At 64.9% G+C, this 20,749-nt stretch carries 18 protein-coding genes; 10 read left to right on the forward strand and 8 right to left on the reverse strand.

Annotated features, from left to right (window positions below; translation table 11 throughout):
• From N7650_RS21945 to N7650_RS21960, 4 genes are all read left to right on the forward strand, one after another.
• Positions 1-377, forward strand: a 377-nt coding sequence (locus N7650_RS21945) for a PaaI family thioesterase (protein ID WP_279899996.1), incomplete at its 5' end; no start/stop codon positions are given.
• Complete coding sequence (locus N7650_RS21950; protein ID WP_279899997.1) at positions 374-835, forward strand: PaaI family thioesterase; 462 nt, start codon at positions 374-376, stop codon at positions 833-835. The genes N7650_RS21945 and N7650_RS21950, both read left to right, overlap by 4 nt.
• A gap of 108 nt (positions 836-943) precedes the next feature.
• Complete coding sequence (gene htpG, locus N7650_RS21955; protein ID WP_279899998.1) at positions 944-2,848, forward strand: molecular chaperone HtpG; 1,905 nt, start codon at positions 944-946, stop codon at positions 2,846-2,848.
• A 57-nt stretch (positions 2,849-2,905) separates the two neighbouring features.
• On the forward strand, positions 2,906-3,631 hold the full coding sequence (locus tag N7650_RS21960; RefSeq protein WP_279899999.1) for a dienelactone hydrolase family protein: 726 nt from the start codon (positions 2,906-2,908) through the stop codon (positions 3,629-3,631).
• 65 nt (positions 3,632-3,696) lie between these two features.
• Here the strand turns inward: N7650_RS21960 and N7650_RS21965 are convergent, their stop codons facing one another.
• The gene (locus tag N7650_RS21965; RefSeq protein ID WP_279900001.1) at positions 3,697-4,557 is read right to left on the reverse strand and encodes a pirin family protein; all 861 of its coding nucleotides are present in this window, start codon (positions 4,555-4,557) and stop codon (positions 3,697-3,699) included.
• A 97-nt stretch (positions 4,558-4,654) separates the two neighbouring features.
• Between N7650_RS21965 and N7650_RS21970 the strand changes: the two genes are divergently transcribed.
• From N7650_RS21970 to N7650_RS21980, 3 genes are all read left to right on the forward strand, one after another.
• The gene (locus tag N7650_RS21970; RefSeq protein WP_279900002.1) at positions 4,655-5,659 is read left to right on the forward strand and encodes an amidohydrolase family protein; all 1,005 of its coding nucleotides are present in this window, start codon (positions 4,655-4,657) and stop codon (positions 5,657-5,659) included.
• Between the two features lie 69 nt (positions 5,660-5,728).
• Positions 5,729-6,193, forward strand: a complete 465-nt coding sequence (locus tag N7650_RS21975; protein WP_009396448.1) for a DUF3859 domain-containing protein — start codon at positions 5,729-5,731, stop codon at positions 6,191-6,193.
• Positions 6,194-6,334: 141 nt separating this feature from the next.
• On the forward strand, positions 6,335-7,960 hold the full coding sequence (locus N7650_RS21980; protein WP_009396449.1) for a methyl-accepting chemotaxis protein: 1,626 nt from the start codon (positions 6,335-6,337) through the stop codon (positions 7,958-7,960).
• Between the two features lie 158 nt (positions 7,961-8,118).
• Here N7650_RS21980 and fabB read toward each other — a convergent pair whose 3' ends face one another.
• The 5 genes from fabB to N7650_RS22005 all read right to left on the reverse strand — a co-directional run bounded on the left by fabB (position 8,119) and on the right by N7650_RS22005 (position 15,033).
• Positions 8,119-9,339, reverse strand: a complete 1,221-nt coding sequence (gene fabB / locus N7650_RS21985; RefSeq protein WP_009396450.1) for a beta-ketoacyl-ACP synthase I — start codon at positions 9,337-9,339, stop codon at positions 8,119-8,121.
• Positions 9,340-9,350: 11 nt separating this feature from the next.
• A complete protein-coding gene (gene fabA, locus N7650_RS21990; protein ID WP_009396451.1) occupies positions 9,351-9,866 on the reverse strand; it encodes a 3-hydroxyacyl-[acyl-carrier-protein] dehydratase FabA in 516 nt (171 codons plus the stop codon).
• A gap of 216 nt (positions 9,867-10,082) precedes the next feature.
• Positions 10,083-11,999 (reverse strand): response regulator, encoded by a 1,917-nt coding sequence (locus N7650_RS21995; protein WP_279900005.1) that lies wholly within the window; start codon positions 11,997-11,999, stop codon positions 10,083-10,085.
• Entirely contained in the window at positions 11,996-12,889 is an 894-nt protein-coding gene (locus tag N7650_RS22000) for an ABC transporter substrate-binding protein (protein WP_009396453.1), read from the reverse strand. The genes N7650_RS21995 and N7650_RS22000 overlap by 4 nt, the downstream gene beginning before the upstream one ends.
• Positions 12,889-15,033, reverse strand: a complete 2,145-nt coding sequence (locus tag N7650_RS22005; RefSeq protein ID WP_279900043.1) for a TonB-dependent receptor — start codon at positions 15,031-15,033, stop codon at positions 12,889-12,891. The genes N7650_RS22000 and N7650_RS22005 overlap by 1 nt, the downstream gene beginning before the upstream one ends.
• 106 nt (positions 15,034-15,139) lie before the next feature.
• Here N7650_RS22005 and N7650_RS22010 point away from each other — a divergent pair, with 106 nt between their 5' ends.
• From N7650_RS22010 to sixA, 3 genes are read left to right on the forward strand one after another with little or no spacing between them, the layout of a single operon-like run.
• Complete coding sequence (locus tag N7650_RS22010; RefSeq protein ID WP_279900006.1) at positions 15,140-16,165, forward strand: NAD(P)H-dependent glycerol-3-phosphate dehydrogenase; 1,026 nt, start codon at positions 15,140-15,142, stop codon at positions 16,163-16,165.
• 16 nt (positions 16,166-16,181) lie between these two features.
• Positions 16,182-16,529 (forward strand): DUF4389 domain-containing protein, encoded by a 348-nt coding sequence (locus N7650_RS22015; protein ID WP_009396456.1) that lies wholly within the window; start codon positions 16,182-16,184, stop codon positions 16,527-16,529.
• Entirely contained in the window at positions 16,526-16,981 is a 456-nt protein-coding gene (sixA, locus tag N7650_RS22020) for a phosphohistidine phosphatase SixA (RefSeq protein WP_279900008.1), read from the forward strand. The genes N7650_RS22015 and sixA overlap by 4 nt, the downstream gene beginning before the upstream one ends.
• Before the next feature lie 115 nt (positions 16,982-17,096).
• On the opposite strand, the gene N7650_RS22025 is transcribed toward sixA, so the two are convergent.
• Both N7650_RS22025 and N7650_RS22030 read right to left on the reverse strand, forming a co-directional pair.
• Positions 17,097-18,206 carry a fimbrial protein gene (locus tag N7650_RS22025; protein WP_279900010.1) on the reverse strand — a complete coding sequence of 370 codons (1,110 nt, stop codon included), beginning with the start codon at positions 18,204-18,206 and terminating at the stop codon, positions 17,097-17,099.
• A 16-nt stretch (positions 18,207-18,222) separates the two neighbouring features.
• On the reverse strand, positions 18,223-20,733 hold the full coding sequence (locus N7650_RS22030; protein WP_279900011.1) for a fimbrial biogenesis outer membrane usher protein: 2,511 nt from the start codon (positions 20,731-20,733) through the stop codon (positions 18,223-18,225).
• Between the last annotated feature and the right edge of the window lie 16 nt (positions 20,734-20,749).

Below are 20,749 nucleotides of genomic sequence, written 5' to 3' on the forward strand. Positions count from 1 at the left end.
GCATCACCCTGCGCATGCCCTGGTCCCCCTCGATCGTCGGCAACCCGCAGACTGGAGCGGTTCATGGCGGTGCGATAACCACCCTGATGGATACTGCGCTGGGCATGGCCACGCTCTGCGCCCTGCCGGAATTCGAGGTTTGCCCGACCCTCGACCTGCGGGTCGACTACATGGGTCCCGGAGTCGCCCATCAGGACCTGTTCGGCCACGCCCATTGCTACCGGGTCAGCCGCGAGGTCATCTTCATTCGTGGCGCCTGCTACCAGGCCGACCCCGGGCAGCCCATCGCCCAGGTGGTCGGTACCTACATGCGCCTGGGCAAGGACATCAAGGGTGGCCTCAACTTCGCCCGCACGCTCAAGGGAGAAGCGCAATGATCCCGGCGCAGGTCCATCAGCAACTGCGCGAGGCGCATGCCCGCGGCGATTACTCGGCCCTGCTCGGGCTGATTCCCTATGCCGGGCTGATCGGCATCCAGTGCAGCCGTGACGGAGACGACCTGCTGTTCCGTTTGCCGGCCAACCCGGACAACGTCGGCAACCCGCTGCTTCCGGCAATCCACGGCGGCGTGATCGCCGGTTTCATGGAGCTGTCGGCGGCGCTGTACCTGCTGGTCTTCAGCGAAAGTGCGAGCATTCCGAAGATCATCGACTTCTCCATCGACTATCTGCGGGCCGGCCATTTGCGCGATACCTTCGCCCGCTGCCAGCTGTGGCGCCAGGGCCGCCGGGTGACCAACGTGGCGATCACTGCCTGGCAGGCGGACCCCGCCGAGCCCATTGCCACGGCCCGGGCGCATTTCAAGATCAAAGAACTGGTCGCGCCCTTGAAATAGTCCTCCATGGCCCCATCTGCTGTTCATCCCGTTGCGACTGGCGGGATACGTGTCCGCAAGGCCGCCCGCCAGCGCTATCAATGCCATCAGATCGGAGTTTTGAAGACCATGAGTGTGGAGACTCAAAAAGAAACCCTGGGCTTCCAGACCGAGGTGAAGCAACTGCTGCACCTCATGATCCATTCGCTGTATTCGAACAAGGAAATCTTCCTCCGCGAGCTGATCTCCAACGCCTCCGATGCCGTGGACAAGCTGCGCTTCGAAGCGCTGGCCAAGCCCGAGCTGCTCGAAGGCGGCGCCGACCTGAAGATCCGTATCAGCTTCGACAAGGACGCCAACACCGTCACCCTCGAAGACAACGGCATCGGCATGAGCCGCGATGAAGTCATCGCCCACCTCGGCACCATCGCCAAGTCCGGCACTGCCGACTTCATGAAGAACCTCACCGGCGACCAGAAGAAGGACTCGCACCTGATCGGTCAGTTCGGCGTGGGCTTCTACTCCGCATTCATCGTCGCCGACAAGGTCGATGTGTTCAGCCGTCGCGCCGGGCTGCCGGCCTCCGAAGGCGTGCACTGGTCGTCGAAAGGCGAGGGTGAATTCGAAGTTGCCACCCTCGACAAGGCCGAGCGCGGCACCCGCATCGTCCTGCACCTGAAAAAGGGCGAGGAAGAGTTCGCCGACGGCTGGCGCCTGCGCAACATCGTCAAGAAGTACTCCGACCATATCGCCCTGCCGATCGAGCTGCCGAAAGAAGCACCGGCCGCCGAAGGCGAGGAGAAGCCCGCCCAGGAATGGGAAACCGTCAACCGCGCCAGCGCCCTGTGGACCCGTCCGCGTACCGAGATCAAGGACGAGGAATACCAGGAGTTCTACAAGCACATCGGCCACGACTTCGAAAACCCGCTGGCCTGGAGCCACAACAAGGTCGAAGGCAAGCTGGAATACAACTCGCTGCTCTACGTTCCGGCCCGTGCGCCGTTCGACCTGTACCAGCGTGAAGCGCCCCGCGGCCTGAAGCTGTACGTGCAGCGCGTGTTCATCATGGACCAGGCGGAGTCGTTCCTGCCGCTGTACCTGCGCTTCATCAAGGGCGTGGTCGATTCCAACGACCTGTCGCTGAACGTCTCGCGGGAGATCCTGCAGAAGGATCCGATCATCGACTCGATGAAGTCGGCGCTGACCAAGCGCGTGCTGGACATGCTGGAGAAGCTGGCGAAGAACGAACCCGAACAGTACAAGGCGTTCTGGAAGAACTTCGGCCAGGTCCTCAAGGAAGGGCCGGCGGAAGACTTCGCCAACAAGGAAAAGATCGCCGGCCTGCTGCGCTTCGCCTCCACCCACGAGGAGGGCGGCGAGCAAAGCGTATCCCTGGCCGACTACCTGGCTCGCGCCAAGGAAGGCCAGGACAAGATCTACTACCTCACCGGCGAGTCCTACGCGCAGGTCAAGAACAGCCCGCACCTGGAAGTCTTCCGCAAGAAAGGCATCGAAGTGCTGCTGCTGACCGACCGCATCGACGAGTGGCTGATGAGCTATCTCAACGAGTTCGATGGCAAGAGCTTCGTCGATGTCGCCCGTGGCGACCTCGATCTGGGCAAGCTGGATTCGGAAGAAGACAAGAAGGCCCAGGAAGAGATCGCCAAGGAGAAGGAAGGCCTGGTCGAGCGCCTAAAGGCCGCGCTGGGTGACAGTGTCAGCGAAGTGCGCGTGTCGCACCGCCTGACCGACTCCCCGGCGATCCTCGCCATCGGCGAACAGGACCTTGGCCTGCAGATGCGCCAGATCCTCGAAGCCAGCGGGCAGAAGGTCCCGGATTCCAAGCCGATCTTCGAATTCAACCCGAGCCACCCGCTGATCGAGAAGCTGGACAACGAGCAGAGCGAAGACCGTTTCGCCGACTTCTCGCACATCCTCTTCGACCAGGCGGCGCTGGCCGCCGGCGACAGCCTGAAGGACCCGGCCGCCTACGTTCGCCGGCTGAACAAGCTGCTGGTCGAGCTGTCGGTCTGATGTGATGCAGGAAAGCCCGCTTCGGCGGGCTTTTTTCATTCTTGCAAGGAGAAATCGATGAGCAATGTGACGATCGAATCGCTGGTCTACCACGTCGGCGGTGAAGCCTATGAAAGCCGCCTGGTCTACACCCATGGCGCGCAGCCACAGCCGGCGCTGGTGATGGCACCGAACTGGATGGGCATCGGCGAAGGTGCCGAGCGGATTGCCCGGGCGGTAGCGGAGAAAGGTTATGTGGTGCTGATCGCCGACCTCTATGGGCAATCGGTGCGGCCGCAGAACGCCGAGCAGGCGGGGGCGGCGATGATGCCGCTGAAGAACGACCGCGCCGAGCTGCGCAAGCGCATGCAGGCGGCCGTGGCGCAGTTGCTCGGGCAATCGAAGGCGCTGCTGAGCCCGGGCAAGCTGGCGGCGTTCGGTTTCTGCTTCGGTGGCTGCTGTGCCCTGGAACTGGCTCGCGACGGTGCGCCGTTGCAGGCGGCGATATCCTTCCACGGCACCCTGGATACCCCGGACCCGGCGGATGCGAAGAACATCAAGGGCGCGGTGCTGGTACTGCATGGCGCGGCCGATCCGCTGGTGCCCAAGGAGCAATTGCCAGCCTTCGAGGCCGAGATGGACGCGGCCGGTGTGGACTGGCAGTTACTCAGCTACGGCGGTGCGGTGCACTCGTTCACCGATCCGGGGGCGAATGTGCCGGGCAAGATGATGTATGACGCACGGACCTCGAAGCGGGCGTTCGCGGCGATGCACAATCTGCTGGAAGAGGTGTTCAAGGCTTGAGGGCCTCATCGCTGGCAAGCCAGCTCCCACAGTGTGGGAGCCGGCGTTGCCGGCGATTGCTGACTTCAAGGCAACTCGATCCTCCCTGACTCACCTGCAACGACAGGCCAGTCCCCCGCCGCCCATCTCTCCCGGGCCCTATCGATCAACCCCGGATCGCTCACCACGAAGTTCCAGTTCATCCGCCGCGGCCCATCCAGCGGCGCGCCGCCGATGATCACCAGATGGCTCTCGCCCTCGGCATACAGACTGGCTTCCTCGCCTTCGCTCAGTACCACCAGCGTCTGCGGTTCCAGCAGCTCGTCATCCAGCCGCACCTCGCCGGCCAGCACATACACCGCCCGTTCCCGGTGCTCATCCGGCACGCACAGGGTCGTGGCGGCTTCCATGAATACTTCGGCGTACAGCGTGGGCGAGAGCACCGGCACCGGCGACGCCAGGCAGAAGCCGTTGCCCGCGATCATGCGTATCTTCACTCCCAGCGCTTCGCTGACCGGCAGGCTGCCTGCCGGGTGATGGCTGTAGTGCCCGGCGCCTTGTTCCGCTTCTTTCGGCGACGCCAGCCAGATCTGCAGGCCATGCAGTCGCGAGCCTATTTCCAACAGATCCGGCGGTGTGCGCTCGACGTGGGCGATGGCTGCGCCCGCGGTCATCCAGCTTACTTCGCCGGGCCTGACTCGCTGCGACGAGCCCAGGCTGTCCTTGTGCAGCAATTCACCCTCGAACAGGTAGGTGAGGGTCGACAGTCCGATATGCGGGTGCTGGCGGATGTCCATGCCATGCCCCGGTGCATAGTCGGTCTGCAGCATATGGTCGAAGAACACGAAGGGGCCGACACTGCGGCACCTGGCCGAGGGCAGCGGGCGCAGGATGGGCTGGCCCTCGACCGATTCGGCGCGGGGGCGGATTACCAGGGGCGAGGTCATGGCAGGCTCCAGCCAGGTTGAAGTCGGCCTAGCATAGCGAACCGCTGCCGCCAGCGCGCGGTCTACCCTGTCCCAACCACGAGCAAGGAGGGCAGCAATGCTCGCAAGAACCCTGGGCGTACTGCTGTGCGCCGGGCTGCTGGTCGGCGCCGCGCAGGCACGGGATTACCGCTACAGCGACGCCCACCTGCACTACGTGGATTTCTTCCAGGAAACCGAGGGCATGCCCGCGCTGCTCGAAGCCATGGACAAGGCCGGTATCGAACAGTCGATGATCAGCGGCATCCCGGTCGCCAAGAAATGGCATGAGGACGAGCCCAAGCGCCCGCGCTATTACGCCGGCGACGATGCCGATGCCTATTGGTACAGCGCCACCGACAGCTACGTCGCAGCGGCCGTCGAGAAGCTGCCGCCCGAGCAGCGCAAGCGGTTCCATCCGTTCCTGTCCGGGATCAATCCGGTGGACAAGAATGCCGTGGCCCACATCGAGCGCATGCTGGAGCTGCATCCCGGCCTCTGGCAAGGCATAGGCGAGGTCTTCACCCGCCATGACGACCTGACGGCCCTCACCAGTGGCGATACGCCCCGGGCCAACAACGAGGCCATGACCCGCATCTATCATCTGGCCGCTGAGCGCGACCTGCCGGTACTGCTGCACTCCAATATCACCTCCAAGCGCGAGCGCAATCCGCTGTACCTGGCGGAAATCGAGGAGCCGCTGCGCAATCACCCGCATACCCGCTTCATCTGGGCCCATGCCGGCAGCAGCATGGAGATTCATCGACACCAGGAAAAAATGGACTTCCTCCTGCCGACCCTGACCCGGCTGCTGGAGGATTACCCCAACCTGTACGTCGATCTGTCCTGGAGCGTGCTGCAGCCGTACCTGCTGGACGACAAGGGCACGCCGCGCAAGGCGTGGCTGGCGCTGGTCGAGCGCTTTCCCGAGCGCTTCATGCTCGGCTCCGATGTGGTCGGGCGTTTTTCCAGCCTGGGCGAGCAGTTCCAGGGCTTCGCCCCGTTCCTGGACGCCTTGCCGGAGGACATCGCGCACAAGGTGGCCAGGGACAACTTCCTCGCGGTGCTGCCCAAGCCGCGTTGAGCGCGATTGTCATCAGCCTGTCATGGCCGGGTCATAGTCTGCCGCGATCCACAACAGAGGAAGCGCAACATGTTGACTAGCCGTTTGAGCGCCCTGGTCGGGCTGATGTGCATCGCCGGCCTGGCCCAGGCCGAGGTGCGGGTGCAGGGACCGGTGGAATACGGCGTGTTCGAGACCAACATCAAGAACCCGCAGCCCGGTGAACGGGTCATCACCATGAACAGCCAGGCGATCCAGGCCACCGATGTCGTTCCGGCCAGGCTGGGCAGCAAATTCGGCATCCGCTACCGCCTCGAAGGCAAGACCGCCGACGATACCCCGCTGACCCTGCTGTACCTCACCCCGGGCATCGTCACCCCGGACGGCAAGCGCCACGACAAATTCGAGGTGGTGCAGAAGCTGGTCCCGGCTGCGCCGCAGGACGTGATGGCCTACGAATTCACCGAGCATCACGAGGCGATTCCAGGCGAGTGGCACTTCATGGTGTTCCAGGGTGATCGCCTGCTGGCAGAGAAACGTTTCACCGTTCGCTGATCATTCCGGCGATGCGGTGGTCGCGATGATTGGGCAATTTAATATCACCATTTCTTCTTACGCAAAAAGTCGACGGTCCGATACCTTCTAAAGAAGTGTCCGCTGCATGACGGATGCAGCATCTTCGGAAGGAACCGTGCGATGAGTTTGAGAAGCCTGAACATAGCGCCCCGGGCCGGACTGGGCTTCGGCCTGCTGGCGCTGTTGGTGGTGACCCTTGGGCTGTTCTCGCTGGTGCAGATGTCGAGCATGCGCGAGCAGTCCGAGCAGGTGGAAAGCAATTGGCTGCCAAGCGTGATCAGCGTCGGCACCATGAGCCAGGACATGCTGCGCATACGTGCCCTGACCCTGCGCTTGCTGGTCAACCGCGACCCCGCGGCGCAGCAGCAGAACATCTCCCGCATCGACGCCCTGAAGCAGGCCCTGAGCAAGGCGCAGGCCGATTACGACGCGCTAATCGTGCTGCCCGAGGAGCGCGTGCTGTTCGACCGCTACATCGAACTTCAGACGCAGTACCTGGGCATGCAGGCCCAGGTGGTGGGCCTGGCCACCAGTGATCGTATCGAGGCCGCCGAAAGCCTGGTCAACGGCGAGATGAACCAGCTTGCCGACAACCTCACCACCACCCTCAACCAGTTGATCGATCTCAACAACCAGCACGCCCATATGGCCACCAGCCAGTCCGAAGCGGTGTATCTCGGCGCGCGGGTGTGGGTCATCGGCCTGTTGATCGGCGCCTTGGTGCTCACGGTGGTGCTGGCGCTGGTGCTGACCCGCAGCATCGTCAAGCCCCTGGCCCAGTCGCTGCAGGTTGCTGAAGTGGTGGCGAGCGGCGACCTTACTCCGCAGATCAGTATCCAGGGCCGCGACGAACCGGCGCGCCTGTTGGTGGCGTTGAAACAGATGCAGCAAAGCCTGCGCGACACCATCGGGCGCATCTCCGACTCGTCGAACCAGCTGGCTTCGGCCTCGGAGGAACTGAGCGCGGTCACCGAGGATGCGACCCGCGGCCTGCAGCAGCAGACCCAGGAAATCGAACAGGCGGCGACGGCGGTCAACCAGATGACTGCGGCGGTGGAGGAGGTGGCCAGCAATGCCGTGGCCACGTCCGAGGCGTCCAGGGAATCCGATCGTATTGCCCGCGAGGGTGTGGCCCAGGTCCAGCAGACCGTGGTGTCCATCGAGGAACTGGCGGCGGGCGTGAGCCTGAACGTCGATGAAGTGGGGCAACTGGCGGAGCAGGTGCACGGGATTTCCAAGGTGCTCGACGTCATCGGCTCGATTGCCGAGCAGACCAACCTGCTGGCGCTCAATGCCGCGATCGAAGCGGCGCGGGCCGGCGATGCCGGGCGCGGGTTCGCCGTGGTGGCCGACGAGGTGCGGGCGCTGGCCCATCGGACCCAGCAATCGACCCGGGAAATCGAGCAGATGATCGATGGTATCCAGCAGGGCACCGACCGTGCGGTGGATGGCATGCAGCAAACCCGCGAGCGGGCGCGCAGCACCCTGGATGGTGCGCACGCGGCCGGGGCGGCGCTGGAAGAGATTGCCACGGCGATCAGCCGGATCAACGAGCGCAACCTGGTGATCGCCAGCGCCTCGGAGCAGCAGGCGCAGGTGGCGAGGGAGGTGGATCGCAACCTCACCAATATCCGCGATCTGGCGTTGCAGAGTTCGGCGGGAGCGTCGCAGACGGTGGAGGCCAGCCAGGCGCTATCGCAACTGGCGGTGGACCTGAACGGGCTGGTGCGGCGCTTCTCGGTGTAAGGCTTTCCGGCCTCATCGCTGGCAAGCCAGCTCCCACAGGTTCTGTGTGCTCTGCCGACCCTGTGGGAGCTGGCTTGCCAGCGATAGGGCCCTAAAGGTCCACAAACAAAAACGCCCCGAACACAGTCGGGGCGTTTTCAGTGCAAGCGGGCTAGCCCTTACTTGCCTTCCCAGCGCTTGAGCACCAGGGTGGCGTTGGTGCCGCCGAAGCCGAAGCTGTTGCTCATCACGGTGTCGATCTTGGCGTTTTCGCGGGTTTCGCGAACCACCGGCAGGTCGGCGACTTCCGGATCCAGCTCGTCGATGTTGGCGGAACCGGCGATGAACTTGCCTTCCATCATCAGCAGGCAGTAGATCGCTTCGTGCACGCCGGCAGCGCCCAGGGAGTGGCCGGACAGGCTCTTGGTCGAGCTGATGGCCGGGGCCTTGTCGCCGAACACTTCGCGCACGCCCTTCATTTCCGCGACGTCGCCGACCGGGGTCGAGGTGCCGTGGGTGTTCAGGTAGTCGATCGGCGTGTCGACGGTGGACAGCGCCTGCTGCATGCAGCGGATCGCGCCTTCGCCGCTCGGGGCAACCATGTCGTAGCCGTCGGAAGTGGCGCCGTAGCCGACGATTTCCGCATAGATCTTGGCACCACGGGCCAGAGCGTGTTCCAGCTCCTCGACCACCACCATGCCGCCACCGCCGGCGATGACGAAGCCGTCACGGTCGGCGTCGTAGGCGCGCGAAGCCTTGCTTGGCTCGTCGTTGCGCTTGGTCGACAGGGCGCCCATGGCATCGAACAGGAACGACTGGCTCCAGTGCTCTTCTTCACCGCCGCCGGCGAAGACGATGTCCTGCTTGCCCCACTGGATCTGCTCCATGGCGGTGCCGATGCAGTGAGCGGAGGTGGCACAGGCCGAGGAGATCGAGTAGTTGATGCCCTTGATCTTGAACGGAGTGGCCAGGCACGCGGAAACGGTGCTGCCCATGGTGCGGGTCACGCGGTACGGACCGACGCGCTTGACGCCTTTCTCGCGCAGGGTATCCAGCGCTTCCATCTGGTTCAGGGTCGAAGCGCCGCCGGAGCCGGCCACCAGGCCGGTACGCGGGTTGGAGATCTGCTCTTCGGTCAGGCCGGAGTCCTTGATCGCGTCCTGCATCGCCAGGTAGGCGTAGGCAGCGGCGTGGCCGACGAAGCGATAGACCTTGCGGTCGATCAGTTCTTCGAGGTTCAGGTCGATGGAACCGGAAACCTGGCTGCGCAGCCCCATTTCCTTGTATTCCGGGTTGAAACGGATGCCCGGACGGCTTTTACGCAGGTTTTCGGAGACGGTCTCTTTGTCATTGCCCAGGCAGGAAACGATGCCCAGACCGGTGATTACGACGCGGCGCATGCGAATAACCCTTAGAAATTTTCAGTGGAGGTGAATACACCGACGCGAAGACCTTCGGCGGTGTAGATCTCGCGACCGTCGACGCTGACCGAGCCATCGGCGATGGCCATGTTCAGCTTGCCCTTCAGGACGCGCTTGATATGAATGTTGTAGGTAACCTTTTTCGCCTCCGGCAACACCTGGCCGAAGAACTTCACTTCGCCCGAACCCAGGGCGCGACCGCGGCCCGGCAGGCCTTGCCAGCCAAGGAAGAAACCAACCAGCTGCCACATGGCGTCGAGGCCCAGGCAGCCCGGCATCACCGGATCGCCTTCGAAGTGGCAGGCGAAGAACCACAGGTCCGGATTGATATCCAGCTCGGCGACCAATTCACCTTTGCCGTACTTGCCGCCCTCTTCACTGATGTGGGCAATGCGATCCACCATCAGCATGTTGGGGGCGGGCAGTTGCGCGTTACCTGGGCCGAACAGCTCACCGCGACTGCAGCGCAGCAGGTCTTCCCGGGTAAAGGCGTTTTGTTTGGTCATGCGAGCTCCTCAATAATCCTCGTGCGGCAGGGACCGGTTCTTCCCGATCCGCCCCATGAAAGCCCTTGGCTCCGGGGCGGCAGCCTACTCATAGACTATTGCGTTGTAGTGAAAGTCACAGCACAGCGAACGAAGATGTACACCTGTGCACTGAAATTTTTCCGACAGACCTTTCTTGCAGATCGGTTCGGCGTGTAAGACTGCCGCAATTTTGCATTATTCGCCAGTCGCGCTTGCCTGAGCGGGTAGCCAGCGCTGCAGAATCTCCTGCAATTCATTGCGTTTGAACGGTTTGGCCAGGTAATCGTTCATCCCGGCTTCAATGCAACGCTCGCGATCACCCTGCAGGGCGTTGGCGGTCAGGGCGATGATCGGCAGGTCGCGGCCCTGGGGCAACTGGCGCAGGCGCCGGGTGGCTTCGTAGCCGTCGACGATCGGCAGCCGACAGTCCATCAGCACGGCCCCGAAGCGCTGCCGGGCCACCAGGCTGATGGCCTGGGCGCCGTCGGCAGCAACGATCACCTCCAGCCCCAGGCTGCGCAACATGGCCTGGATCACCGCCTGGTTGACCGGGTTGTCCTCCACCAGCAATACCGACTGCCCTTTGCCATCGTCCGCCCCGGCAACGTTGTCCGGCAATGCCTGCGGACGGTCGTGCGGGCGCAGGGTCAGGGGCATTTCCAGGGTGAAGGTCGAACCCTGGCCCTCGCGGCTTTCCGCCCGCAGGCTGCCGCCCATGCGTTCGGCCAGGTTGCGGGCGATGGACAGGCCCAGGCCGGTGCCGCCATAGCGCCGGGAAATCGAGCTGTCGGCTTGCTGGAAGGCGATGAACATGGCTTCCAGGCGGCTGTTGTCGATGCCGATGCCGGTGTCCTGCACCGCGCAGGTGAACCAGATCAGCTGGCGGTCCAGCACCTGCCAGCGCGGCACCACCCGCACGCTGCCCTGCTCGGTGAATTTCAGGGCGTTGCCGATCAGGTTGACCAGTACCTGGCGGATCCGCGTCGGGTCGCCGCACACCTGCAAGCGCTCCAGGCCGTCGGGCATTTCCAGTTGCAGCGCCAGGTGACGCTGCTGGGCGGCGTGAAGGAAGGACTGCACGCAACTGCCGATCAGTTCCGCCAGGTTGAAATCGATCTGTTCCAGTTGCAGCCCGGTGCGTTCGATCCGCGAGAAGTCGAGGATGTCGTTGATCACTTTGAGCAGGTGCCCGGTGGACTCGCTGGCCACCAGGGTGTATTCGGCCTGCTCGTCGCTCAGCTCGGTGGTCTGCAGCAGTTGCAGCATGCCCAGCACGCCGTTCATCGGGGTACGCAACTCGTGGCTCATCATCGCCAGGAATTCCGACTTGGCCTTGTTCGCCTGCTCGGCTTCCTCGCGGGCCTGGATCATCTGCGCCATGGCCTCCTGCTGTTCGCGCGAGGCCTGGGCCAGGCCGCTGGCCAGGTTGTTGATATGTTGCGCCAGGTGCCCCAGCTCGTTGTCGTCCACCACCGGCAACGGCGTGTCGAAATCACCTTTCTGGATGGCCTTGACCGCATGCCCCATGTCGGCGATCGGGGTCGCAAGGCTACGGGCCAGGCGGCGCGCCAGCAGGAAGGTGAAGACCAGGGCGAACAGGGCGAGGATCGCCGCCTTGATCACGATTTCCTGCTGGCGCTGGCTGAAGGCGTCGTCGGACATGCCGACGATCACCCGGCCAAGGTAATCGTCGGCGACGATGCTCGCCGGTTGCTCGCCATTGTGCAGGAAGTCGCCATCCAGGCTGATCCGTTGCAGGCGGATCGGCGCCTGGAACACTTCCACCTGCTGGGCGCGGTTGACGTGTTCGTCCGGCTGCTCGACATAGACCAGGATGTGGTTGGCGCTGTCCTGCACTTCGAGGAAGCGCACGTGGGGGATGGTCAGGGTCGCGCGCATCAGGCCTTCGAGCACTTCGTCGTTGCCGGAGATCACGCCGTATTCCGAGGCCGGGGCAAGCTGGTTGGCGATCAACTGGCCGGTATGGTTGAGTTCCTGGCGCAGGTCCTGGATGCGCACGAAGGTGAAAAAACCGATCAGCAGCAAGGTCAGCACCAGGGCCGGGCCGAGGCTGATGATCTGGGTACGGGTACTGATATCCCAGCTTCTCATCGGGCGGATTCTCCTGCGGACACGGCCTGCCTGGCGGCATCGGGGTCGATCGCCTCGATGCCCAGGGCCCGGGCGACCTGCTGGTTGCCGGTTACGCTGAAATACTCCGGGTAATGGCTGCGCGGCCATTTTTCCGGGGGCTGGTCGAGCAGGCGGTCGATCACCGCCAGCCAGGCGTTCTGGTCGCTGAAGGTACTGGCCAGGGCCCCGGCGCGGACGAAGCCGGCATTCGGCCCGACCAGCGCCATCTGCCTTGAATAGGCACTGAGCAGCAGGTTTTTCGCGGTCTTGGGGTTGTACAGCGAGGGATCGTCGAGGCCGAGCAGAACGTCGGTTTCCTTGAGCAGGCTTTGCAGGGGGCGGTTGTCGCGCAGGTCGGGCCAGGGTTGCGCGTCGATCTCCATGCCCAGCGGTAGGGCGGCCTGACGCAGTTCATCGAGGAGGAAGCGGCTTTGCTCGCTGTACAGCACGCCGACCCGATGGGCCTGGGGCAGCAGGTAGCGGACCAGATGCAGTTGCCGGGCCAGGGGCGGGTCGCTCCAGAGCAGGCTGAGGTACGCCGGGCGCAGGTCGCCCAGGCGCTGCCGCGCCTGGACCCGGCTGATGCGCAGCACCAGCGCCGGCGGCCCGGCCGGCTCGCGCATGCGCCAGTCCAGCGCTTCGGGGTCGAGCAGGATCAGCCGCGTGTCGCTGCGCAGCCGGGCCGGTTCCGGCAGTTGCGCCAGGGGCACGAAGCGCACCGTGTCCGCCGGGCGCCGGGTCTTGAGCGCTTCGACGAATTCGCGCACGCCGCTGCTGTCCTGGGCACCGGTCAGGAGGATCTCGCCGCCGGCCAGGGACACCAGCGGCCAGAGCAGGACCAGCAGCAGCCAGCGCCGCCAGAACCTCATCAGAACTCCAGCTCCGCGCTGAAATACAGGAGGTGGCGGCTGTCGTAGCGGTTGTCGACATTGGCGGTGGGCTGGTCATCGAGACGCTGCTGCAAGGTCCCGGACAGTTCCAGGCTCGCCTTGGGCAGGGCGATGCGCTTGGCCACGCGCAGGTCGACCCGCTCGAAACGGTACTGGTTCAGGGCGTCGTCTCCGTAATAGAAGAGGGCGCTGGACCAGCCCCGCCCCCAGTCGCGCATCCAGCCGGCGGAGCCGCTGTTGCGTGCACTGAGGCGCTGGTCGGCGGGGTTGCTGGCTTCGGCGTCGACATAAGCGTAGGTCAGGCGCACGCGATCGTTGGCGCTGGCCCGCCAGTCCACCTGGGTCTCGGTGCCGGTGAAACGCGCTTCGTTGCTGTTGCTGGCGATGTACTGGTTGTTGCGCAGCGGCTCGCTGATCATGCCGGTGATGCGGTCATGGAACAGCTTGATATCGACACTCAGGTCGAGGTCGGCAAAGTAGCCGTTGTAGCCCACTTCCCGCGAGCGCATCAGTTCCTGGTCGAGGTTGCCCGGGCCGCGGGTCTTGACGAAGTACTCGGCGGTGCTCTGGCCGAAGGCCGGCGGCGTCAGGTTGCTGACCCGGTAGCTCCAGTTGACGTTGTTCTCGAACATGTCCGGTGAACGCACCGCCTCGGAGTACACCGCGCGCAGGCCATGGCGCGGGGTGATCAGGTAGTTCACCGCGATGCGCGGGGTCAGCGAATCGCCGGCCAGCCGCGAATTCTCGTACATCGCGCCACCCTGGACGATCCAGTGCTCGTCCAGCCGCCATTCGAGCTGGCCGAACAGGCGCCAGGTCTGGTCGTCGAGGCTGCCGTTGAAATAGGTCTCGGAGTCGGCGCGGTCGTAGCGGTAGTTGACGCCGCTGAGCAGGCGCAGGTTGTCGGCCAGGCTCAGGGTGTCCTGGATCTCCAGGTCATAGCGGGTTTCCCGGGTGCTTTGGTCGACGTCGCCGCACACCACGTTCTTGCCGCCGCTGTTCCATTGATTGCCGACCTGCCGGGCCAGGTCCTGGAGCACCGGGTCGGCATTGGGCGGCGGGTTGTTGGCGTTGCGCGCCACCTGCTCGGCGTAGTTCGGGTTCAATTGCCAGAGGCGGGTCAGTTCCGGGCTGAAGGCGAGTTGCGCATCGCAGGCACGCCACACCTGCTGGCGGTCCCAGTGCTGCGCCGAGCCTTGCACATAGAGGCTGTGGCCCGGGTCGAAATCGATGTTCCAGCGCAGCGAGCCGGCGTAGTCCTTGGCCTTGACGTCGGCATCGTTGCCGCGCTCGGTGACGTAGGGGAAGACCGGCTGGTAGGTGTAGGGGCGCTGGTCGCTGCCTTCCTTGGCCGAGAGTTGCCAGTCGAGGCTCTGGTTGAGATCAAGGGTGTGGCTGGCGCTGATGTTGAAGCGGGTCAGGCGCCGGCTGTCGCGGTAGTCGCCGCCCGTGGCGTTATGGTCGAAGCCGTCGTCCTGCATTCCCGACAGCGACAGGCGCAGGTCGCCGCCGTCCCAGCCCATGCCCTGGCTGGCGTAGAAGTCGGCGATGCCGCGCTGGCCGCGGGTCACCTTGAGCCGCGTGCCGTGGCTGTCGGCCGGGCTGCGGGTGAGGATGTTGACTACCGCCATCAGCGCATTGGCACCGTAGCTGACCGTGTTCGGCCCGCGGAACACCTCGATGCGCTCGATATCCTCCATGGCCAGCGGAATATCGCTCCAGTCCACGGTGGCCAGGCCGGCGCGGTACACCGAGCGGCCATCGATCAGCACCTGCATGCGCCGCGCGTCGTTGACGTTGCTGCCGTGGTAGTTGACCGTCGCCTGGTTGCCGGCGCCGTAGCCGACCATCATCCCCGGCACCAGGCGCAGCAGCTCGGGAATGTCGCGGGCGCCGCTGGCCTTGATCAGCTCGGCGTCGAGCACGGTCATGCTGCCGGGCACGGCGGCCGGGGACTGTTTCAGGCGGGTGGCGGTCAGAACCTGGGGCAGGGCCTGGCTATCGACGAACAGATCGTCGGCAACGGCCGGCCCGCCGACCAGGGCGGCCAGGAGCAACAAAGGGTGTGAAGGGCGTGGGCCAGAGAACACGGGGCGGCCTTGATCGATAAACGAAACCGGCATGTTAACCGAGTAGCCGGCATTTTCCAGTGATCTGGCGCTGGTGGAGACTTCGACGCTCCGTATAATGCCGGCTTCGCCACTCATTAATGGCTCTGACGGATTGGATATGACTGAACAGCAACCTGTTGCGGTTCTGGGGGGCGGCAGTTTCGGCACCGCCGTGGCCAACCTGCTGGCGGAAAACGGTGTCGCGGTACGCCAATGGATGCGCGACCCGGCCCAGGCCGAGGCCATACGCACGACCCGGGAAAACCCGCGTTATCTCAAGGGCATCAAGGTCCATCCTGGTGTCGAACCGGTCAGCGACCTGCTGCCGGTCCTCGAAGGCAGCGAACTGATCTTCGTCGCCTTGCCGTCCAGCGCCCTGCGCAGCGTGCTGGCGCCCCATGCAGCGCTGCTCGAAGGCAGGATGCTGGTCAGCCTGACCAAAGGCATCGAGGCGCAGACCTTCAAGCTGATGAGCCAGATCCTCGAGGACATCGCGCCCAAGGCGCGCATCGGCGTGCTGTCCGGGCCGAACCTGGCGCGGGAAATTGCCGAGCATGCGCTGACCGCCACGGTGGTCGCCAGCGAGGACGAGGAACTCTGCCAGCGGGTCCAGGCCGTGCTGCACGGGCGTACCTTCCGCGTGTATGCCAGTGCCGACCGCTTCGGCGTCGAGCTGGGCGGGGCGCTGAAGAACGTCTACGCGATCATCGCTGGCATGGCCGTGGCCCTGGGCATGGGCGAGAACACCAAGAGCATGCTGATCACCCGCGCCCTGGCCGAGATGACCCGCTTCGCCGTGAGCCAGGGTGCCAACCCCATGACCTTCCTCGGCCTGGCCGGGGTCGGCGACCTGATCGTTACCTGTTCCTCGCCCAAGAGCCGCAACTACCAGGTCGGCTACGCCCTGGGCCAGGGCCTGAGCCTGGACGAGGCGGTCAACCGGCTGGGCGAGGTGGCCGAGGGGGTCAACACCCTCAAGGTGCTCAAGGCCAAGGCCCAGCAGGTGCAGGTGTACATGCCGCTGGTGGCCGGGTTGCATGCGATCCTGTTCGAGGGCCGGACCCTGGCCCAGGTCATCGAGTTGCTGATGCGCGGCGAGCCGAAGACCGATGTCGATTTCATTTCCACCAGCGGTTTCAACTGAGTCACAGGAGCACGACATGAGTGAATCCCCCAAGCAGATGCAGCACGAGTCCATCATCCTTCGCGTTCTCTGGATGCTCCTGTTCCTGCTGGTCTGGCAGGTCGCCCAGACCCTGCTCGGCCTGCTGGTGCTGGTGCAACTGATCTATCGCCTGGTGTACGGCGCGCCGAATGCCGGGCTGATGAACTTCGGCGATAGCCTCAGCCAGTACCTCGCCCAGATCGGCCGTTTCGGCAGCTTCCATACCGAGCAGAAACCCTGGCCGTTCGCCGACTGGCCGGCAGCGCGCCCGGCCGAGGGCGAGGCGGCCCACAGCGTGCCGCCGGCACCGCACCCAGTGCGTGACGAAGAGCCGAAGCTGTGAAGCTGTGGATCCTGCGCCACGGCGAGGCCGAAGCCCATGCCCGCAGTGACGACCAGCGCAACCTCACCGAGCACGGGCGCAAACAGGTGCTGCGCAGTGCCGCCCACCTGATCGGCCAGCCCCTCGATGCGATTGTTGCCAGCCCTTATGTGCGGGCGCAGCAGACGGCGGCGCTGGTGCATGAGGCGCTGGGGTTTGGCCATCCGGTCGAGACGGTGCCGTGGTTGACCCCGGACAGCGATCCCGACCAGGCCATCGCCCGGCTCGATGCCCTGGGGCTGGAGCGTGTGCTGCTGGTCAGCCACCAGCCGCTGGTGAGTACCTTGCTCGGCCTGCTGGTGCACGGCAACCGTCAATCGGGCGATCCGATGGGCACTGCCAGCCTGGCGCAACTGCGGGGTGAAGCGCTGCTCAAGGGGCTGATGACCCTGGAGAGCCTGCGTCATCCCTGAGGCGTCTGGCGTGGCTTATGGCCTCATCGCTGGCAAGCCAGCTCCCACAGGGATCTGAGCTGTAACCTGTGGGAGCTGGCTTGCCAGCGATGAGGCCGGTGCAGGCCCACGCCGCCTATTGATAGGTAATGGTGAAGTTCAGCGCCCCCTTGGCCGATCCCGACTTCACCGCCTGGCTTGCTTCTGTCTGGTAGAAGCGCGCCGAGAACGGCAATACGGTATCGCCGCTCGGCGAAATCGCCTGCAACGGCACGTCCTGGTTCAACTGCACCGGGGTGACGCCATCTGCCATCAGCATCTGGATCCCCACGCCCTCGGCGGTCGAGTCGTCGGTCAGGCCGAAGATGCCGCGTTGCGCATCGATCGGGGTCGAGCCCTTGGCGCCTTCGAGGCGGATATGCGCCGTCGCGACTCCGCCCTCCGGATCGTCCTCGCAGTCGTTCAGGGTGATGGTGAACGGCACGGACGGGGTGGTGAAACCGGGGCCGGTAAAGTCCGTATTGTCCCACTCGCCCAGTTCCACCGGGTCCGCGCTCACCGGGTTGGGCGGCAGTCCGCACTGGGACTGGATCACCGTGCCGTACAGGTGATGGCCTGCCACCTTGCCAATCCTGGTCGCGGTGGAGCTCCACAGTTCGCGCCCGTCGAGCTCATTGACGCCGGGTGGGATGTCACCGGTCTTGATCAGCGTGATGAAGGGATTCAGCCGGCTCATGAGCAGGTACCCGACGGTGTCGTGATCAACGTAGCCTTCGAAGGGGACGATGGGCGGTCCGACGGTTTTCCAGGTATTGGTCGCGTAGGGCCAGTTGAACGGAAGGCCGAGCTTGATCACCACACCGACCCCGGGAATGTTGGTCTGCAGGACCCTGCCGGTGACGTCGTCGCCAAGCACCGGAGGCAGCGGCCCGGGATGGATCGGGACACTGGCCCTGACGGAAATGTACAGGTTGTGCGGGCCGACGTCGCGGAAGCACTGGGGTATGGTCAGCAGGTTGTTGGTGACAGGCCACTTCACCCCGGGCGGGCTGATGAAGGTTCCTACCGGTGCGTCCCTGGGCACATAGTAGGTGCCCAGATAGTTGGTATGGGTCATGGGACCGACGGGATAGTCTTTGCGCCAGTCGCAGTACTGGTCACCGGGGTACGGGTCCTCGGCGAAGGCGGGCTGGCTGCTCAGGAAAAGGCCGGCACAGGCCAGCAGGGGACGGAGGCATGGGATCATGGGCGACTCGATGGGTTCATTGGCAGGTCAGCGATTGCAGGTGATAACCCTGGCTCGCGGTCATATGGCGGGTGTCGATCGGCAGGCGACACTGGTCGAGGCTGTTGTTGCCCCAGCGGATATCCAGGACCTGGCTGGCGAGCTCGGTACTGAGCATCACCTGGCCGGCCTGGGCGACCAGGCCCAGTATTTCGCCATCGGCGCCGCGCACCTGGGTGCCGAAGGGCAGGGGCTGATCGTGGGCATCGTGCAGGGTCAGCAACAGGCGGTTGACGTTGCGCACCTCGAAGCGTGCCTTGATCACTGCGCCGCGCCGCGGCACCACCTGGGTGGTGCCGTTGACGATCTCCACCTCCGGGCCGAGCAGGTCGGTCTCCAGGGCGATACGGTTGGTCCGGTAGGGGCGCAGGTAGGGCATCAGGGCGAAGCCGCGGGCATTGGTAAGCACTTCGTTACTGTTGAGGAGGCCAACATTGGCGGTGTCCGGGACTTCCACCAGGGCCATGGTTTCCCCCAGGTACGGGCCGAAGGTCAGGCCGTCGCCATGGGCCAGCACGGCGCCACTGGCGTTGAACGACAGCGAGCGGAAGTCATTGCCCTGGGTCAGGCCGGCGCCGAGGCTGGCGTAGGGTGCCTGGTAGCCCAGGGCGATAGCGGCGGACTGGCGCTGCTGTTCGTCATTGGCGAGCGAGGCGCGGTAGCTGACGCGCGTGTCGGCGAGGCTGCCATTGAGGCTGGCGCGCTGGCTGTAGCGTCCGCCATTCTCCAGCACGTCGAAGGTAGCATTGGTGGAGCGACCGAACTCCAGTGGCAGGGTAATGCTCAGGCCGATCTGCCGATCGTTGCCGTAGCGCTCGTCGCTCAGTGACTGAGAGGCGTAGAGGTTGTAGCTGACACCCTTGTACTGGGTGTTGAAGTTGAACTGGAACTGGCGCTGCTCATAGGCGCTGTTCCAGTAGTCCTGCTGCGACAGGGTCAGGTTGATCGCACTGCGGCTGCCGATGTTCTGGTAGATCGCCGCTTCCAGGCGACTGCGCCGGCTGCCATGGAAGCTGCGGTGGCGGCTGCGCTCGCTGACGGCTTCGTCGAAGTCGCGGTAGCCCTCGGTAGAGTAGCGGTAGCCGGCAAAACGCAGGTGGGTGCGGGTGGCGAAGGATTTGCCATATTTCATCGCGTAGCTCATGCCGCTGGTCTGCCGGCCAGTGCTGGTGTCGTTTTGCGATTCGGAGCGGGTCAGGTCGAAGGACACGGCCCCCAGGGCGCCCAGGTCGCGAGCCAGGCCGAGGTTGCCGGCGCGATAGAAGGTGCTGCCCATCAGGCCGCCATAGAGAGTCGAGTCCCAGGCCCCACCGACCGCCAGGGTGCCTTGCCAGAGCAGGGGATCGTCGAGCCGGGACGACGCGTTGTAGCGTCCTGCTGCCAGGCTGTAGCGCCACACGCCATTGCGCAGCAGGTTGCCGAGGGTCGAGTAAGGCTGGGTGAAGCGGCGCACCTGGCCGTCGGCCTCGGTCAGGATGATTTCCAGCTCGCCGCTGCCGCCGACGGTGCCCAGGTCATCGATCTGGTAGGGGCCGGGGCTGACGTAGGTGGTGTAGATCGGGTAGCCGTTCTGGCGGATTTCCAGGCGGGCCCGGGTATAGGCCACGCCGCGCACGATCGGTGCATAGCCCTGCTGGCGATCGCTGAGCATGCCCAGGTCGGAGGCGACCAGGGCGCCGCTGATGGGCACGCTGCGGAACACGTCGCCGTTGGTGAAGGTTTCGCCCAGGGTCAGGTTGGCGTGGGTGCCGGGCAGGTCGCGCTGCAGGTAGGTATAGGCGCTGGTCCAGCGCCGCTTGCCGTCTTCGTCCTGGCGCAACGACTGGTTGCTGCGCAGGCGCCACGGGCCGAGGTTGAGGCCGGTACCGAGGTTCAGGTCCTGGCTGCTGGTCGCCCCGGCGAAGCGGTTGCGGCCTTCCTGGGCGGCGACCTGGTAATTGAGGAAGGCGGCATTGATGCCGTGGTTCCAGTCATCCTGGGACAGACCGGCGCTGGCATCGCGGCGCAGATAGAACTGCGGAATGGAAATCGCCAGTTGCAGGCGGCTGCCGTCGAAATCCACCTGGGCGCCCTTCACCACGGCTGGCAGGTCGACGCACTCGTCCAGCAACTGCCCGGGCTGTTCCAGGCTGTCGGGGCGGATGCCCAACTGGCCGACGAGCTCGGCGTCGAGGCAGGGCTGCAGGCCGCCGCGCGGGCTGGCGCTGAAGTCGACCTGGTGCTGGCCGAGGCTGTCGCCATTGACCAGCACCTCCACCGGGTAGCTGCCCGGCGCCAATGTGCGCTGGCTGGCCAGGCTGTCCAGGGCCAGTGCGCCGGTTTGGTGGTCATGGCCGGGTGCCTGGTGCATGAAGCTCGCCTCGAAGCCCGGGATGCTCTGAGCCTGGGCCGACTGGGAGGTGGACAGGCCGAGGCCGCCACCGGCAAGCAGCAGGTGAAACAGGGGAGGGCGGGAGATCAGGCTCCATCGCCGTGGAGAGGAATGCATGGTCATGCTCCTGGCG

Origin of the sequence: Pseudomonas sp. GD04058, assembly GCF_029836855.1 — a bacterium.
Classification (GTDB): Bacteria; Pseudomonadota; Gammaproteobacteria; order Pseudomonadales; family Pseudomonadaceae; genus Aquipseudomonas; species Aquipseudomonas bharatica.